We start from the raw sequence: 17,558 nt of genomic DNA, 5'->3' as shown, positions 1-17,558 counted from the left end.
TTGTTCTCATTTTCCGTAAAAGATACCTAAGTATAATTAGTTTCTTATTTTTGATAATATCAATATAAATAAAACACTTTTACGTATTTGTAATAATGGATAGATGGATTGGTATTGATGAGTTTGTTGCTGTTGCAACCTTAGGCTCGTTTACTCGTGCAGCCAAAAAGTTAAATACGTCGGTTGCGCAGGTAAGTCGTAGAGTTAAAGAGCTAGAGCAGCAGCTAAATCATCAGCTTCTGACTCGCACGACGCGCACGCTTACGTTGACTCAAGAAGGAAAAGTATTTCTCACGCATGCACGGCACCTTCAACATGCCTATGATGATGCTACTTTGGCGCTTCGACAAAGGGATCAACAACCTTCAGGGGTGCTTAAACTCACCGCACCAGTAATGTATGGCGAACATTATATTATGCCAATAGTCAGCGATTTTATGCGTAAATATCCAAAAGTGAGCATTGAAATGACGTTAAGTAATGAGCAGTTGGATATTGTTGCTATGGGTATTGATGTGGCGATTCGGCTTGGCAACCTAAAAGACTCTAGCCTCAAAGCCCGTAAATTAGCGTGGCGCAACACCTTGGTTTGTGCAGCGCCGGATTATCTGGCAAGTCATGGACAGCCTAATAGTTTAAGCGAACTTGCTCAGCATAATTGTTTGATAGGAAATAGTAGATCATGGCGGTTTTTAGATGATGAGAAAGAACGTAACATTACAGTACATGGCAATCTGATCTGTAATAGCGGGTGGTCTTTGTTAGATGCGGCGTGTAAAGGAATAGGGTTGGTTCAATTACCGCATTACTACGTTCAAGAAGCGCTCAATGAACAAAGGCTTGTGGAGGTGCTACCGCATTTTAGGCCTGAGCCAGAAGGAGTCTGGGCGTTATATCCGCCCAGACAATACATGCCTACGAGTTTACGCCTGTTGCTTGATTATTTAGCCCTGCGGTTTGCTCAATTGTCTGCATAGCAGCAAGAGCACAATTAAGTGCTTCTTCACGGCTTTGACAGAAGGCACTACCGCCCAATCGCTCATTGATGTTGAAGCGATGTAACTGTTCGCTAGTTTGTGGGTTTGGTGAGTAGATAAATACTTCACAGTTGGCGTCCAATGCGTCAATAATGGCATTTTCAAGCGCTAGACTTACTGTGACGTCTAACATTGGAACATCACTTAAGTCCAGCACCATAGCTTTATACTTTGCAACATCGCGGTGCTGTCTGGCAATTGCTTTAGAGACACTGAAAATCATGGGGCCAGAGAGGTAAAAGTAGAGCAATTGACCCTGTGCTTGATTGAACAGTTCACGCTCTTGCTCACTCATTGGCACATCATCATCACTGTCGCTGATAGCCTTAACTTGCTCTGCTTGTACCTGGCTCAGCCGCTCGATTACAATGATGTTTGATATAAACACGCCAAGCCCTACGGCGACCATGAGATCAACAAATACTGTTAAAAGCATAACGCCATACATAATGGCCATTTGCATGAGACTTAACTTGTGAGCACGCTGAATGAAGCTCCAATCTAAAATATTGAAGCCAACATATACCGCAATACCCGCTAAAACGGCCATTGGGATGGGCTCTGTTAGGCTACCGGCCACGAACACCACGGCCATCAAAATGAGCGCTCTGATAATACCAGCAGCCGGCGAACGCGCACCAACTTGAATGTTGACCACGGTTCCCATTGTCGCGCCAGCTCCTGGTAATGCGCCAAATAGACCCGATACCATGTTTGCTATACCTTGGCCACGTAATTCTTTATCTGAGTTATGTTCCGTACGGGTTAAACTGTCTCCGATAACGGCAGTGAGCAAGGTGTCGATGCACCCTAAAGTGCCCAAAATTAATGCATCTATAACCATTTCAGTAAAGACTTCAGCCCCAAATGTCGGAAAGACCATGTCTGGCAATCCGCTCGGGATCTCACCAATGCGTCGTATGCTATCAGTGTCAAAAAAGATGACTGAGAATAGGGTAATGGCAACTAGAGCAACCAGTTGCGCGGGAACATATTGGCGATACTTTTCTGGTAGATAGAATAGAATACCAAGGGTTAGAGCACCCAACAATAACTCTGAAAAATGCAGATTCATTATCAGGTCTGGTAACATAGAGAGTGTACCAATAACGCCTCCTGGGGGGGCTTTATGACCAAGTAATGGTGCAATTTGCAAAATGATCAATATAACCCCAATTCCAGACATAAAACCTGAGATGACGCTATAAGGCATCAAGGTTACATATTTACCGAGTTTGAGTGTACCGAGTAAGATTTGAAAGGCTCCGGCCATCATGACAACGGTGAAACCCATGGCCATTCCTGTTTCAGGGTATTTAGCCATCATAGTGGTTAAAACTGCGGTCATAATGACCGTCATCGGACCTGTTGGTTCAGAAATCAGAGAGGTAGAGCCACCAAATAAAGCAGCGAAGAGGCCAACGAGTATTGCGCCCCACATACCAGCTTCGGCACCTGCGCCGGAAGCTACACCAAAGGCGAGAGCTAATGGAAGGGATATAATTGCGGTAGTTACACCACCGAACAAATCCCCCTTTAAATTCATGTGCTTAAATCTAGATAAAGACAACATAAAACTTCCATGCCGTGAGATTTCAGGCATTTTACACTAAAAATCTCATTTAACTATTGGATATCCAATATTTTTTTACAATTTGTAGCGTACCAAAGCTCAGTTGGTTTGTGCTAATATGCGTCGCATTAACCTCAAACATAATCAAAATTAAGTATGTTTCAGCCTGTCAGCTTATTCGTTGGCTTAAGGTATGCTACGGCTGCCAAAGGTAACGCATTTATTTCTTTTATATCGTTTTTTTCTATTGCGGGTATCTCACTAGGTTTGATGTCGCTGATCACTGTCAGCTCTGTGATGAATGGCTTTGAGCAAACCTTAAAAACCGCGATGCTTGATTTGATCCCACATGTTCAGGTCAAGCAAACTAGCGCGTCACAGTTTAATAGTGAGTCATTGATGGCTGAACTGATGGCAAAAGAACAAGTAAAACGTGTACAGCCTTATCTTACTTCAGATGTTATTTTACAAACTAACAAAGAGCTGGTTGGCGTGCGCCTACAAGGGGTTTTTGACGGTTACAAGAACCCAGTTGAGCACTCTGTATATAGTGGCACCAGCCAACGCTTAGTTTCGCAAAAATATCAGCTGATGATAAGCCGCTATCTCGCCAGCAAACTTTCCGTCGGGGTGGGAGAAGAGATTAGGGTGATTATGCCTGATGTCACAAGTTACACACCGCTTGGGCGCGTACCAATGCAGCGACTGTTCAGCGTGGCTGCAATTTATGACTCCAATAGTGAAGCTGATACAAGCTTAGCTTTTGCTGATGGACGAAGCTTAGCTCGATTAATGCGTCGCACAGATAGCGCTCAATATGATGTGAGTATTACGTTGGATGATGCTTTCTCCTTGACTGAGTTTTATGAAGAAATGCCTAATTTACAGCAGCAATATGTTGTTGATGACTGGCAGTCGCAACAAGGCACTTTGTTTGCCGCGGTAGCGATGGAGAAACGTATTATGTCGCTGTTACTTGGTCTCATCGTAATTGTTGCGATATTCAATATTCTCTCGGCGCTTTCGATGATGGTACGAGAAAAGCAAGGAGAGGTGGCGATTCTGCAAACTCTTGGCTTTACACCAACCATGATAGGCCGAGTGTTCATGATACAGGGCTTATATAATGGCCTGATTGGCACGGGAATTGGCGTATTCTTTGGGCTGTTAGTGGCCAACAATATTAACGAAATTTTGCAATTTACTGGGCTTTCACTTTTGGGCGGTGCCAGTTTGCCGGTTGTTTTTTCAACGTCAAGTTTACTGATGATGACGTTGGTAAGTATTGCCTTGAGCTTTATAGCGACACTTTATCCCGCGAAAAAGGCAGCAAGTGTATTACCAGCTGAGGTATTAAGATATGAATGATTTAGTTATTGATTGTAAAAAGTTGGGTAAATCTTATCAAGATGGGAAAGCACAAGTTGAAGTGTTAAAAGGTGTGGATCTACAAATCAAACAAGGTGAAATGCTTGCTATCGTCGGAAGTTCGGGTTCTGGAAAAAGTACCTTGCTTCATATTCTTGGCACCTTGGATAGCGCCTCATCGGGTACTGTGAGTATTAAAGGCGTGGAGGTGGCAAAATTATCAAGGGCAAAACAAGCCGAGTTTCGTAACCAACACATGGGCTTTATATATCAGTTTCATCACCTGCTGATGGAGTTTACAGCCCTAGAAAACGTGGCAATGCCACTGTTGATAAGAGGGATGAGTATCAAACAGGCCGAACCAGAAGCGCAGGCTATGTTACAGCGGGTAGGATTAGGGAAGCGCGCATCCCATAAGCCATCGGAATTATCTGGCGGTGAACGCCAGCGTGTGGCGATAGCTCGCGCATTGGTCACTAAACCTGCATTAGTACTTGCTGATGAACCAACCGGAAACCTAGATAAGCACAATGCCATCAATATCTATGAGTTACTTGCTGAGCTTAATCAGCAACTTAATACCAGTTTTGTGGTAGTAACGCACGATTTGGAATTAGCTGAAAAGCTGGGCCGCAGCGTTCAATTAGACGATGGTGTGATTGCTGAGGTGAGTCATGCTTAGTGCATTTTTGAGCAAACGTTTTCGTCATGCCAAGAGACGAACAGGGATCGTTAGCTTATTAAGCAAAGCCTCTACACTCGGTGTTATGTTGGGCGTGACAGTTTTGATTGTAGCTTTATCGGTCATAAATGGTTTTGAACAGCAGTTAGAAGAGCGACTTCTTTCAGTGGTTCCCCATGTCAGTTATCAAGCGCCATATGAGCCGATATCAGACTGGCCACAAAAGGTAGAAACGCTGGAAGCTCATTCGAACATAATGGCTGCAACGCCAGAGATCAATTTGACTGCCATGGTGCAGTATAAAGGTAAGCTCAAAGCATCGCAGCTCAAAGCAATAGTACCTCATTTACACCATAAAGTTTCCAACGTCGGTCGTTATATTCAGGGCAAAGCCATATCGCAACTCGCAGCTAACGAAGTCGTGTTAGGAGCTAAGATAGCACAAGCGCTTGATGTGCAAGCCGGGGATAAAGTAACGCTGTTGGTCGCCAATCAGCACGCAGAGCAGCCGCTTGCCGCGCCAAAAAGGTTAACGTTGCAAGTAGTAGCGACCATCAATATGGGTGGGCCAATTGACGAAAGTTTGACCCTAACACATATCAGCGCGCTGCAAGAAACGCTTGGGCTGAACAAAAATCAAGTGACAGGACTTCGAGCAAAGGTCAATGATGTATTCAGTGCCCATGATATCGCCATGAGTGCAGGGCAGAGTATTCCCGACTTAGTATATGTGAATAGCTGGTTTAGAACACAAGGTAGTTTATATCAAGATATTCAAATGGTTAGAACGATAGTTTTCTTAGTTGTGTTTTTGATTATTGCAGTTGCGAGTTTTAACATAGTCTCCTCCATGGTCATGGAGGTGAAAGATAAACAGGCAAATATCGCGATTTTAAAAACCATGGGGGCAAAAGATAGTACTATATTCGCTACGTTTGCGTTGCAAGGGGTGACTTACGCTACAATTGGTGCTGTTATTGGCACTCTTTTCGGGGTATTAATGGCTATTAATCTGCCTGACTTATTTAATGCTATTTACTCGAGTCCAGAAAGTAACCCCCTGTCAGGCGTATACTTTGTTGAGTTCTTGCCATCGAAGTTAGTGTGGTCAGATATATTTATCACTTTGACAGTGACGCTTTTGCTGGCAACTCTTGCAAGTGTTTACCCTGCATGGCAGGCAACTAAAACCGATCCTGCACAGGTACTTGGGAACAACTAACGGGTGTGGCTTACGCGACATATTATGTATAGTACCTTGATGCTTGCAAGCACGTTCGTAAACCCGTACATTACAGTCACAATTCAAGCTTAGGTAAGAAGTAGATCATGAGCGAACAACAGTTAACACCACAGCAAATTGAAGAACTAGAAAGAGAATGGCAAAGAGAATGTTTTCAAAATGCTCAAAAGCACTTGGCCGAGAAGGGTATTATCCCAAGTACAGTTTTTGATAATGAAAGCCGCTTTTTAGCGCCACTTTGCGCAATTTGGAAAATGAAAGCACAAAATGGGAAAAACTACTGGGTGATCACGGGTCGATTACCAACAGATCATATGGAAGCAAGTGCAGCGAAAACAGCACGAGAAGCAATTAAGTACTTTTCATACCGTTGGCAGTTAAAAGCAGATGATATTCTGGCGACAAGTAAACATGATGAAACACAAGTCAAGTTTGCAAACCTACTTGTTAACAGTGCCCATGGAATATATGAAATTGCAGATAGAGAGCAACTTTGGGCTAATGAAGCATCGTAAATGGTTCGGTGTTAAATGAGGAGATAGGGCACTTGAGCTTTTGCCTCGGGATCCCTGCTTCCATAAATACACAACCTTGTTTTAAAAAGCCGCTCTCAATAAAGTTCGGAACTTCATCAAGTATACAATTAACATAAATTGTGTCTAAACCTTTTTCACTGGCAATCAGTACAAGAAAGTTTAGCAACGAAGTGTACGCCTCCCTGTTGCGGTGTGATTGCAGCACCGCAATTCGGCTAATTAATCCATCAGGGCTTAGCCTTCCTGTTCCTACCGCTTCATTCTTCTCGCTGTGAATGATAACGTGTTCCGATAGCGCGTCTAGTGAGTCAAATTCGACTTCTTTTGGTATGTGAAGCTCGTATACAAATACGCGTTCACGAATTTGCTTTAGCAGCGCCTTTTTCTGAAGCCAACTGACCTTGTCAACGTGGTAACTCATGATTCCTCCACCGAATACATAACGTATTTGCGCAGGTTACCAAGTTATTAAGTGCCTATTTTTGCTGCTATTTAGTTACAGTGCTAGTGTCTGCAAAGTAATAAATAAAAACCTAAATCAACTTGGCAACGGTCACAGTTTGAACGCCTCAGTCAAGCTATTCAAACTCATCGTCTTCTTGTAAGTAATACGTTCCCTCACTAATCAGTTTAGTTAAGGTTTTCATAAATTCCAAACAACTAAATGATTCTTTTATTTGTGATACTGTAAATTCAGTTTCGTCGGTTAACAGCTTTACACTCTCAAGCGTTTCTAGTGGTAAAGTATAACTCTCTCCATTAACACTTAATAATATGGAGTGACGTAAAACTTGGTACATCGAACGAACACCACCTGCGCGAATAATGACTTCACTTGTCTCAAGGTATTCTTGCAAGTCATCTACGCTCAAAGGCTCATCTAATGGTGCCAAGTCGATATCATGCTTGGCTTGACTGATCATGGTTCCAAACCAGTGCTTGAAGGTATTGTCATCGGCAAGAACGTCTTGCATCAGTTTGCGTACATTATTGATTTCAGTATCGCTGATTTGACCAATAGATTTGGGAGTAAGTAAATCAGGGTCGCTATAACGTGTATTTCCAAGCTCATGGTCGATAAGGTAGTCGGCGAAACTTGATACCAAATCTTTTTGATCTGGCGCTCTAAATCCGACGGAGTAATTAAGTGCATTCTCAACGGCATATCCTTCATGAGGACAACCCGGCGGTATGTAAAGGATGTCTCCAGGTTCTAATACCGAATCAATGATAGCCTCGAAGGGCTCTACTTGCAGCAGAGATTTATTTTTTGCAAATTGTTTTAGGTTCTGATCGGGCAAACCAACACGCCAGTGCCTTTTACCTTGGCCTTGAATAATGAACACATCATACTGATCTAAATGCGGGCCAACCCCTCCGCCAGGAGTCGAGTAACTGATCATCAAGTCGTCAATCCGCCAATTCGGAATAAATCTAAAGGGTGTGAGTAATTGTGCGGCTTCAGGGTGCCAGTGATCAACCGCTTGCACCAAAAGTGTGCTGTTTTCTGGGGTTAGCAGTGTGAAGTCTTCGAAGGGCCCATGGTGTGCTTGCCAATCGTCGTTATGATTGGTGATCAAGCGAGATTCAATGCTTTCCTCCATCGCCAATCCAGCAAGTTCTTCAGGCTCTATAGGGTCAATAAAGTTGCTGAAACCTGACTTAATTAGTAAAGGCTGTTTTTGCCAATACTGCGATAAAAACTGCGCTGTGGTTAGATCATTAATTCTCAATTGGTACATAATTTTTCCATAAAAAAAGCGAAAGAAATGCTTCTTTCGCTTTATAACTTAATTTACGTGTAAGTTATACGAGCTCGTCGATAAAAGCTTCCGCACGGCCGATATAGTTAGCTGGCGTCATTTGCTTCATCTGTGCTTTTACATCTTCAGGTAACTCTAAGCCGTCGATAAACTCAGCCATAATGCTTTGGTTGACACGTTTACCACGGGTAAGTTCTTTAAGCTTCTCATATGGCTTCTCAATACCGTATTTACGCATAACTGTTTGAATAGGCTCAGCAAGTAGCTCCCAATTTTGGTCAAGTTCTTCAAGTAGCTTGTCAGCGTTCACTTCAAGCTTGCTAACACCTTTAAGCGTTGCTTGATAAGCGATCAGTGTGTAACCCATACCGACACCTAGATTACGTAGCACTGTTGAGTCAGTCAGGTCACGCTGCCAGCGAGAAACAGGTAGTTTTTGTGCAAGATGAGCAAAAATAGCATTCGCTAAGCCAAGGTTACCCTCTGAATTCTCAAAATCGATTGGGTTAACTTTATGTGGCATTGTAGAGGAACCAATTTCGCCAGCTACCGTTTTTTGCTTAAAGTGGTTAAGTGCAATATAGCCCCAAACATCACGATCAAAATCAAGTAGAACAGTATTGAAACGAGCGATAGCATCGAATAATTCTGCAATGTAATCATGTGGTTCGATTTGTGTGGTAAACGCATTCCAGGTTAAGCCAAGGCTAGTAACAAACTGCTCTGCGTGAGCGTGCCAGTCATAATCAGGGTAGGCACTTAAGTGTGCATTGTAGTTACCAACAGCGCCGTTTATTTTGCCAAGAATACCCACTTGTGCGATTTGATCACGTTGACGCTTCAAGCGAACATACACATTGGCAAACTCTTTGCCCATAGTTGAAGGAGATGCAGGCTGACCATGGGTACGTGTCATCATAGCGACAGAACGGTATTCAACTGCTTTTGCTTTCAGTGCAGCGAGTAGTTCATCGCAATAAGGCAACAATACTTTGTCACGTGCTTCGCTTAACATTAAGCCGTGAGACAAGTTATTGATGTCTTCAGATGTACATGCGAAATGAATAAACTCATTAATAGCATTTAATTCAGCATTATCTGCAACCTTTTCTTTTAAAAGGTATTCAACAGCCTTAACGTCATGGTTTGTTGTACGTTCTATCTCTTTGACTCTAGCGGCATCAGCTTCACTAAAGTTATCAACTATGCTGTCTAATAACGCGTTAGCTTCATCGCTAAATGCAGGTACCTCAGCAATGCTTGGGGCTTGGGCTAGTGCTTGTAACCAACGTACTTCGACAGTGACACGGTACTTAATTAAGCCAAACTCACTGAAGATGCCACGTAATTCGGTAGTTTTACTGCCGTAGCGACCATCCACTGGAGAGATAGCGGTTAACGCTGAAAGCTCCATAATTTCTCCTAAACTAATTGGTTTTGAACGATATTTTAAATTCTGCTTTGTGCTTGGACGATAATTTTTTTCTTACCGAAGAAAAACTGGCGGCGTTTACCACCTAGTTGACGCCAAAGCACAGCACTACGAATACCCGCAAGTAGTAGTGCTCTAACTCTTTGCTGAACTGCAGGTTGTTTTAGCAATTCAGGTTGCCCAAATACTTGGATCTTTTGTCCAAGCGGACTAATCACTTCACTGTAAATGTCAGCGAAAGCCGCAATGATTGTGTCATCGCATAGATTGAAATGTTGTAATTGGCGCTCTATATCTTTAAGGCGCTTTGCAAGCATATCGAGTGCTTTTTTATTGCTGGATAAAGCCCTTTCCAGCTGCATTAAGCTGCCCACATACTTAACCATCTCTACGTCTTTTTCACCTTGTGGGGTTAGTTGTGCAAGCAAGGTGCGATAACCAGACTTCAAAGCAAAGTGATCCGGGTAAACGTCTTCTGGTTTATCTGGGGTTAGGTTGACGATGCTTTGTAAAAAGCCCTCAACTTCACGTTCATTAAACTGACCAAATTTTGCAGCTTTTTGAACTAAGTGTGTTATTTGACACATTGCCGCAAGTGGCATTACATAGTTTGCAGCCATTACTTAATCACCGAATCAATAATTCCACCGCCTAAGCAAACTTCATTTGCGTAAAAGACAGCCGATTGACCTGGCGTGACTGCTTTTTGTGGCTCATCAAACAGAACACGTGCCATGCCGTCTGCACCAACGAGTAAGGTACATGGAATATCAGTTTGGCGATAACGGGTTTTTACGGTGCAGCGGGTGGTGCCTTTAGGTCCCGTACGGTCAACCCAATGAAGTTGGTCGGCATTTAGACCGTTGCTGAACAGACGAGGGTGATCTTTACCTTGTCCTACAACTAGCACATTACGCTCAATATCTTTGTCAACAACGTACCAAGGCTCACCATTACCTTCTTTCATACCGCCTATTAGTAGACCTTTACGCTGACCTAGAGTGTGATACATAAGGCCTTCATGCTCACCTACTTCATTGCCTTCGGTGTCTTCTATTTTGCCAGGCTGGGCGGGTAGAAACTTTTGTAGGAAGTCCTTAAATTTACGCTCACCAATAAAACAAATGCCTGTACTGTCTTTTTTGTCATGTGTAATTAAATCTTGCTCTTCTGCGATACGACGTACCTCAGGCTTGGCAATATCACCAACAGGGAAAAGCGTTTGAGCTATGTGCTCATGACTTAAAGTGTATAAGAAGTAACTTTGATCTTTGTTATCGTCCAAACCGCGACACATAACAAACTGACCATCGCGTTCTTCTCTACGAACATAATGACCGGTGGCGATGTAGTCGGCACCTAGTGCTTGTGCGGCAAATTCCAAGAACGCTTTGAATTTAATCTCTTTGTTGCACATGATGTCGGGGTTAGGTGTACGGCCTGCTTTATATTCAGCTAAGAAGTATTCAAACACATTGTCCCAATACTCAGCGGCAAAGTTTACGGTGTGTAGTTCAATGCCTAATTTGTCACAGACAGCTTGCGCATCTTTTAAGTCTTCAGCGGCGGCGCAATACTCATCATTATCGTCTTCTTCCCAGTTTTTCATGAACAGGCCTTCAACCTGATAGCCTTGCTCTTTTAACAGATACGCTGAAACCGAAGAATCAACACCGCCGGACATGCCAACGATGACTTTAATGTGACTATTATCGCTCATAATTTTTGCTGTAAATCTACCTGATGTGGAAAGGCCGTGATTATAGCACGCAAAAGCCTGCCGCTAAAAGTCGATATCTCTATCAATAACCGCTGAGTATCTTATATTCGCCATTTTTTAATCCATCAAGGGTGTATTTTCCAATCTTTGCTCTAATTAGTCGCAGTGTTGGATGGCCGACATGCGCTGTCATTCTACGAACTTGGCGGTTTTTACCTTCACTTATGCTGATGCTTAACCACGTTGTAGGAATACTTGCACGTTCTCGAATTGGTGGAGTTCTTGGCCAAATATCTGGCTCTTCAATAACTTTAACAGTGGCAGGTCGAGTTAGACCATCTTTGAGCTCTACACCCTCAGATAGAGCTTTTAAAGCTTCATTTGACGGAACACCTTCGACTTGCACCCAGTAAGTTTTGGTGGTTTTTTGATTGGGGTTAGTTAATTGATGTTGTAGTTTTCCACAGTTGGTTAAAAGCAAAAGACCTTCGCTGTCTCTGTCTAAACGACCTGCGGCATAGACATGCTTTTCTTTGATGTAATTAGCAAGCGTTGCGCGATTTGCGTCATCGGTAAATTGACACAAAACATCATAGGGCTTGTTGAACAAAATTATTTTTACTTGTTCTGGAGGGAGAGCCTGTTTGACAGGGCGTTTACTTTGAAACTTGGTCTTAGGCTTGTTTCTATTACTTTTGTTGAACTGTGTACGGGCTTTATTCATTACTTCACCGATTAATTGTAGCGCTATGAATTGTATCATTGCCTGTGATAGTGACAAAGGGGCGAGTTGCACAATGTTTCACGTGACAAATGAATGTAACATAACTAACTTATAGATATGACTTTAAAGTAACCCGATATGTAACTATGACTAATACGCCTGCCATCCACTTGATTTATTTGTTGGGTGTTTTTATGGCATGTAACTGTGTTGCAGAAGAGGACATCTATGGCTTGTCTCTTGAAGAGTTACAAAACGTTACTGTAACCATCGCAACCAAGACGGATACCCAACTTAAATATGCCCCTTCAACGGTCAGTTACTTTTCGAGACAAGATATCCGACTGTTAGGTATTGAAACACTGAGTGAATTATTTGCCCACATTTCTGGGTTTTATCCAATGTATAATTCGGTCGAAGGTAACCAATCTTATCTGATCACACGCGGACACCCGCAAAAATACGCTAACACGCTTTTAGTTTTAGTTAATGGTCAACGCTTGAACGAAGATTATACAGGTGGAATCAACTACATAGACAGGTTTGTTAGCTTACATAATGTTGAGAAAGTTGAAGTTATTCGAGGCCCTGGATCGACTTTATATGGTTCAAATGCGTTTAACGGTGTCATTAATATCGTGACCAAAATAGAGAATAATATTGAAGTTGCTGTGGGCTCGTTTGACAGGCGAGAAATCAACGGGGGCTTTAACTATCAAGGTGAAGAGTTGTCCTTTGGGGTTGATGCGCGTATTTATGAAGACGATGGTGATACTTTAGGAAATGTCTTTGACCGCTTTAATATTCAAACTACTACAAATGATGCACACGAGGCCAATCAATTAGAGGCCTATCTATCCTATGCGGGGTTTACGCTCAGAAACCATTATTTTAATTCAAAGCGCAAGAATCATTACTTGTTTCGCAGATTGAGAGATGGAACGGCGTATGTAGAAAACAAACACTGGCTATCTCGGCTTGAATACCAAAATGCTCAACAGCAAGATTGGATGTTTAAAGCGGGACTTGAATATTCCAAAGCCAAGCGTAAATCGCTCTCGGCGCTTGAGCTAAAAGGAACAGGACCATTTACCCAAGCGGATTTTCTATTTGGAGAAAACTTTACGCATGATTCTTATCGAGCAAATATTGATTACAGCTACCAACTGCTTGCTAAGCATAGGGTATCAGCAGGGCTCGAGTTCGTTCGCTCCCAAGTGCCAGGAGGGTATTTACGTAGTAACTACAATATTTTTGGAGATCTCGAATACTTCGGTAATGTGGTTGAGTTAACGGCACCTGAGCAGCGTATTATCTTGGATAACGAGCGGCGCATAGAAATGGTTTACGTACAGCTGGAATCAGTATGGAATGACCAGTGGCGCTCAACGTTGGGCTTACGTAATGATGCGTATAATGATGTGACGGATAAAACCAATCCTAGGGCAACTTTGATCTACAGTCCAAACGAACGGCACACCTTTAAGTTAATTTATGGCCAAGCCTACCGAGTGCCTTCACTTGGAGATTTGTATGACGAAGAAAGCGGTTTGACGATAGGTAATCAAAACCTCCGTCCAACAACACTCGAGGCATTAGAGTTTGTGTATCAATTTGTCGGTGAGGATTTTTCTATCAGTACTAGCTTGTTTAGGAACGATATTGACGACCTGATAGATTTTCGTGTGGATGGAGATAATGTATTTCTAGATAACATTGCAAGCAATACTACACGAGGTGTGGAAATAGACTGGCAATTGAGACTGTTTAACAAAGTGCAATTAAAAGGGTTTATCACGCACCTGTTCAGTAATCAGACACATATTGACGAAGCACAGCAAATAACGCCATCAGACATACTCGTCCCTAGAACCTATAGCATGACATCACTTGTGTATTATCCGAATCAAAACTGGAGCATCTCGGTGTCGGTCAATGGTAGAAGTACGGTGGAAGTTTTGTCAGATAAAGATTCAAACACAGCGGTTTCTGCGGCGGTTAATTATCAACTGAGTGATAATATGTCATTGTCATTAGATATCAATAACGCATTGGATACAGAGTATAGTACCAGCGCTATTGTTCCGTTTGGAGAGAAGAACAACCAGCCATTTGGAGAATATCAAGCAAGAGGGCGCAACGTTTCACTGTCCTACCGATATCAGTTTTAGCGAACAGATAATAAAAAAGCCTGCATAAGCAGGCTTTTTCCACATTACTACAACGTTACACTAGCTTAGCTAAGATTTCGTTGAATGTGTTGCTAGGACGCATTGCTGAGAATGCTAACTCATCATTTGGTTGATAGTAGCCACCTACATCCATAGCTTTACCTTGTGCACCGTTGAGTTCAGCTACAATAGTTTGCTCTTGAGCTTCTAAATCACGTGCAATGTCTGTGAACTGAGACTGTAACTGCGCATCTGCTGTTTGTGCTGCAAGCGCTTGAGCCCAGTACAGTGACAAGTAGAAGTGACTGCCACGGTTATCCAACTCATTCACTTTACGTGAAGGAGACTTGTTCTCATCTAAGAACTTACCAGTTGCTTGGTCAAGTGTATCAGCCAATACCTGTGCTTTAGTATTGCCTGTAGCTTGGCTCAAGTGCTCTAAAGATGCGGCCAAAGCAAGGAACTCACCTAACGAATCCCAACGTAAGTGGTTTTCTTTCTCGAACTGTTGAACGTGCTTTGGTGCGGAACCACCTGCACCTGTTTCAAATAAACCGCCGCCATTCATCAGTGGCACGATAGACAGCATTTTAGCACTTGTACCAAGCTCAAGAATTGGGAATAAGTCAGTTAGGTAATCACGCAGTACGTTACCAGTTACAGAAATTGTGTCTTGACCGTTTTTCATGCGATCAAGAGAGTATAAAGTTGCATCTATTGGTGCTTTGATCAGGATTTCAAGGCCGTCAGTATCATGCTCTGGCAGGTATGCTTGTACTTTTTTGATTAACTGCGCGTCGTGAGCACGGTTTTCATCTAACCAGAATACTGCTGGTACACCAGTCGCGCGAGCGCGGTTCACTGCAAGTTTAACCCAATCTTTGATTGGTGCGTCTTTAACCTGACACATGCGCCAGATATCGCCTTGCTCAACACCATGTTGAAGCAGTACATTATCGTTGTTGTCTACAACGCGGATGATACCCGCTGCTGGCGCTTCAAACGTTTTGTCGTGTGAACCGTATTCTTCAGCTTTTTGTGCCATCAAACCAACGTTAGGGATTGTTCCCATGGTACGAGGGTCAAAAGCACCATTTTGCTTACAGAAGTCAATAGTTGCTTGGTAAACGCCTGAGTAGCAGCGATCTGGGATCACAAAGCAAGTGTCTTGTTGCTTACCTTCAGCGTTCCACATCTGGCCACTTGTACGAATGGCTGCTGGCATTGATGCATCAATGATCACATCGCTTGGCACGTGTAGGTTCGTGATGCCACGATCCGAGTCTACCATTGCGATGCTTGGGCTAGACTCATATACCGCTGCGATATCAGCTTCTACTTCTTGACGCTTCGCGTCGTCAAGCTGTTGAATCTTAGAATAAACGTCACCTAAACCATTGTTTACATCTACACCTAGCTCAGCGAAAAGCGCAGCGTGCTTAGTAAACACATCTTTATAGAAAACCTTAACAGCGTGACCAAAGATGATTGGGTCTGACACTTTCATCATGGTTGCTTTCATATGTAGTGAAAACAGTACGCCTTTGTCTTTAGAAGATGCGATTTCAGCAGCTAAGAACTCTTGCAAAGCAGAAACGCTCATACGTGAAGCGTCAATGATTTCTCCGGCTAGTAGTGGTGTGCTCGCTTTTAAAACAGTAACATCGCCATTAGCTGCTACATGCTCAATACGAACATCTGTTGCTTCGCTAACGGTTGTAGATTGTTCTGAGCCGAAAAAATCGCCGTCAGTCATACTGGCAACATACGATTTTGAATCCGCAGACCAAGCACCCATTGAGTGTGGATTTTTACGCGCATAGGCTTTTACAGAAGCTGGTGCTCGACGGTCTGAGTTACCCTCACGTAATACTGGGTTTACCGCACTTCCTTTGATTTTGTCATAAGTAGCTTTGATTGCAGCTTCTTTGTCATCTTTTGGTTCAGCAGGGTAGTCAGGCAGTGCGTAACCTTTTTCTTGTAACTCTTTAATGGTTGCACGAAGCTGAGGAATAGAAGCACTGATATTCGGTAACTTAATGATGTTGGCTTCTGGTGTCTTCGCCAATTCACCCAGTTCTGCAAGTGCGTCGTTGATACGCTGTTCTTCAGTTAAGAACTCAGGGAAGTTAGCAATAATACGTCCAGCAAGAGAGATATCACGAGTCTCTACTTCTACGCCAGCGGCATTGGTGTAAGCTTGAATGATCGGAAGCAATGAGTAAGTGGCAAGCGCCGGAGCTTCATCGGTTTTGGTGTAAATAATTTTTGATGTCATCATCATTCCTAGATTTGTGGCTTTTCGCCATTCAACAATGCAAAGGGAATGCTATGTTGCCTAAGGCAACAGGTTATAGCAAGTTTGTTAGATATTTTCACTTTGCACGTAAATAAAAATATCTAACCTACCTAACGACAACGAGCGCTATTGTAGCAAGCAAAATAGATGAGGGCTAATTAGAAATTTTAAAGGAGAAGGGACAAAAATTATAAGGAATATGAAGCGAGCAACAATTGCAGCCCGCTTCCGATAGCCAAAACTACAACTAAGCTAACTCTTCATCACGTGGAGCGATGTTGGTAGCGTGGAGGCCTTTAGGCCCCTCTTGTAGCTCGAATGTTACATCCTGACCAGCTTTAAGCGTTTTGTATCCATCCATTACAATCGTTGAGTAATGGGCGAAGATATCTTCCTCACTGCCGTCTTCTACGATGAAACCAAACCCTTTGGCATTGTTGAACCATTTGACTTTTCCGCAAGCCATACTTCTACATCCTTCTATAAGTTGACTAATTTAGTTAATCTAAACTTTATAATTTGCTAGACTGCCCATAGATTAAGCAATCTAATTAGGACTGTAGTTTATATAAGCAGTCAGTCAAGTTTTTTAACGAATTTTTTAACATTTTATTTATTTTTTAATTCAAGTTTGCTTGAGTTACCAAGACAAGACTATATTTAATTATGAGTGGGACGAAAGAATCAGGTGTGATAGACACGGTACGCGAAAGTGCAAAGCAAAAGCTAAGCCCACCGCGTAAGTACAAGGTCATTTTGAACAACGACGATTACACGCCAATGGAATTTGTAATTGAAGTTTTAATGACATTTTTTAATATGGATAGCGAAAGAGCAACTGAGGTGATGCTGAAAGTGCATCATGAGGGAAAAGCTGTATGTGGTATATATCCTGCAGATATTGCCCACACCAAGGCTGAGCAGGTCAATCGTTACGCTCGCGACCATGAGCATCCTTTGCTGTGTAGTTGTGAGCAAGAATAACCTTTTTAATTCTCGTTTGGGGGTTG

Annotated in this window: 16 protein-coding genes; 7 read left to right on the top strand and 9 right to left on the bottom strand. The window is 42.8% G+C overall.

All coding sequences use genetic code 11. From position 1 onward, the window contains the following. The first annotated feature begins 95 nt into the window (after positions 1–95). Entirely contained in the window at positions 96–977 is an 882-nt protein-coding gene (locus BET10_RS18020) for a LysR family transcriptional regulator (protein WP_070987057.1), read from the top strand. On the opposite strand, the gene BET10_RS18015 is transcribed toward BET10_RS18020, so the two are convergent. Then, the gene (locus tag BET10_RS18015; RefSeq protein ID WP_070987055.1) at positions 916–2,610 is read right to left on the bottom strand and encodes a SulP family inorganic anion transporter; all 1,695 of its coding nucleotides are present in this window, start codon (positions 2,608–2,610) and stop codon (positions 916–918) included. The genes BET10_RS18020 and BET10_RS18015 overlap by 62 nt on opposite strands. Positions 2,611–2,766: 156 nt before the next feature. Between BET10_RS18015 and BET10_RS18010 the strand changes: the two genes are divergently transcribed. From BET10_RS18010 to BET10_RS17995, 4 genes are all read left to right on the top strand, one after another. Then, entirely contained in the window at positions 2,767–3,978 is a 1,212-nt protein-coding gene (locus BET10_RS18010; RefSeq protein WP_070987053.1) for a lipoprotein-releasing ABC transporter permease subunit, read from the top strand. Further along, positions 3,971–4,660, top strand: coding sequence for a lipoprotein-releasing ABC transporter ATP-binding protein LolD (gene lolD / locus BET10_RS18005; protein ID WP_070987052.1), 690 nt, complete (start codon positions 3,971–3,973; stop codon positions 4,658–4,660). Before BET10_RS18010 ends, lolD begins: the two co-directional genes overlap by 8 nt. Beyond that, positions 4,653–5,882 (top strand): lipoprotein-releasing ABC transporter permease subunit, encoded by a 1,230-nt coding sequence (locus BET10_RS18000; RefSeq protein ID WP_070987050.1) that lies wholly within the window; start codon positions 4,653–4,655, stop codon positions 5,880–5,882. Before lolD ends, BET10_RS18000 begins: the two co-directional genes overlap by 8 nt. Positions 5,883–5,989: 107 nt before the next feature. After that, positions 5,990–6,418 (top strand): DUF4826 family protein, encoded by a 429-nt coding sequence (locus BET10_RS17995; protein WP_070987048.1) that lies wholly within the window; start codon positions 5,990–5,992, stop codon positions 6,416–6,418. Here the strand turns inward: BET10_RS17995 and BET10_RS17990 are convergent. The 6 genes from BET10_RS17990 to BET10_RS17965 form a co-directional block, all read right to left on the bottom strand. Continuing rightward, positions 6,402–6,860, bottom strand: coding sequence for a GNAT family N-acetyltransferase (locus BET10_RS17990; RefSeq protein ID WP_070987046.1), 459 nt, complete (start codon positions 6,858–6,860; stop codon positions 6,402–6,404). The genes BET10_RS17995 and BET10_RS17990 overlap by 17 nt on opposite strands. A 157-nt stretch (positions 6,861–7,017) precedes the next feature. Then, positions 7,018–8,181 (bottom strand): cupin domain-containing protein, encoded by a 1,164-nt coding sequence (locus tag BET10_RS17985; RefSeq protein WP_070987045.1) that lies wholly within the window; start codon positions 8,179–8,181, stop codon positions 7,018–7,020. Between the two features lie 64 nt (positions 8,182–8,245). Then, entirely contained in the window at positions 8,246–9,616 is a 1,371-nt protein-coding gene (purB, locus tag BET10_RS17980) for an adenylosuccinate lyase (protein ID WP_070987043.1), read from the bottom strand. A 35-nt stretch (positions 9,617–9,651) separates the two neighbouring features. Continuing rightward, positions 9,652–10,254 carry a high frequency lysogenization protein HflD gene (gene hflD / locus BET10_RS17975; protein ID WP_070987041.1) on the bottom strand — a complete coding sequence of 201 codons (603 nt, stop codon included), beginning with the start codon at positions 10,252–10,254 and terminating at the stop codon, positions 9,652–9,654. Continuing rightward, positions 10,254–11,354 carry a tRNA 2-thiouridine(34) synthase MnmA gene (mnmA, locus tag BET10_RS17970; RefSeq protein WP_070987039.1) on the bottom strand — a complete coding sequence of 367 codons (1,101 nt, stop codon included), beginning with the start codon at positions 11,352–11,354 and terminating at the stop codon, positions 10,254–10,256. The genes hflD and mnmA overlap by 1 nt, the downstream gene beginning before the upstream one ends. A gap of 82 nt (positions 11,355–11,436) precedes the next feature. Then, complete coding sequence (locus tag BET10_RS17965) at positions 11,437–12,078, bottom strand: pseudouridine synthase (protein WP_070987037.1); 642 nt, start codon at positions 12,076–12,078, stop codon at positions 11,437–11,439. Positions 12,079–12,272: 194 nt separating this feature from the next. Here BET10_RS17965 and BET10_RS17960 point away from each other — a divergent pair, with 194 nt between their 5' ends. Further along, positions 12,273–14,249, top strand: coding sequence for a TonB-dependent receptor plug domain-containing protein (locus BET10_RS17960; RefSeq protein WP_170829177.1), 1,977 nt, complete (start codon positions 12,273–12,275; stop codon positions 14,247–14,249). A 55-nt stretch (positions 14,250–14,304) separates the two neighbouring features. On the opposite strand, the gene BET10_RS17955 is transcribed toward BET10_RS17960, so the two are convergent. Together BET10_RS17955 and cspD are read right to left on the bottom strand one after the other, a co-directional pair. After that, on the bottom strand, positions 14,305–16,527 hold the full coding sequence (locus tag BET10_RS17955; RefSeq protein WP_070987034.1) for an NADP-dependent isocitrate dehydrogenase: 2,223 nt from the start codon (positions 16,525–16,527) through the stop codon (positions 14,305–14,307). A 268-nt stretch (positions 16,528–16,795) separates the two neighbouring features. Next, the gene (gene cspD / locus BET10_RS17950; protein WP_070987032.1) at positions 16,796–17,014 is read right to left on the bottom strand and encodes a cold shock domain-containing protein CspD; all 219 of its coding nucleotides are present in this window, start codon (positions 17,012–17,014) and stop codon (positions 16,796–16,798) included. Positions 17,015–17,214: 200 nt separating this feature from the next. Between cspD and clpS the strand changes: the two genes are divergently transcribed. Continuing rightward, positions 17,215–17,532, top strand: a complete 318-nt coding sequence (clpS, locus tag BET10_RS17945; RefSeq protein WP_070987030.1) for an ATP-dependent Clp protease adapter ClpS — start codon at positions 17,215–17,217, stop codon at positions 17,530–17,532. The last annotated feature ends 26 nt before the right edge of the window (positions 17,533–17,558 follow it).

The sequence above is a fragment of the Pseudoalteromonas amylolytica genome, assembly GCF_001854605.1.
GTDB lineage: Bacteria > Pseudomonadota > Gammaproteobacteria > Enterobacterales > Alteromonadaceae > Pseudoalteromonas > Pseudoalteromonas amylolytica.
Note: the sequence above shows the minus strand (reverse complement) of the source record. Positions and strands in the feature narration are given on the sequence as shown.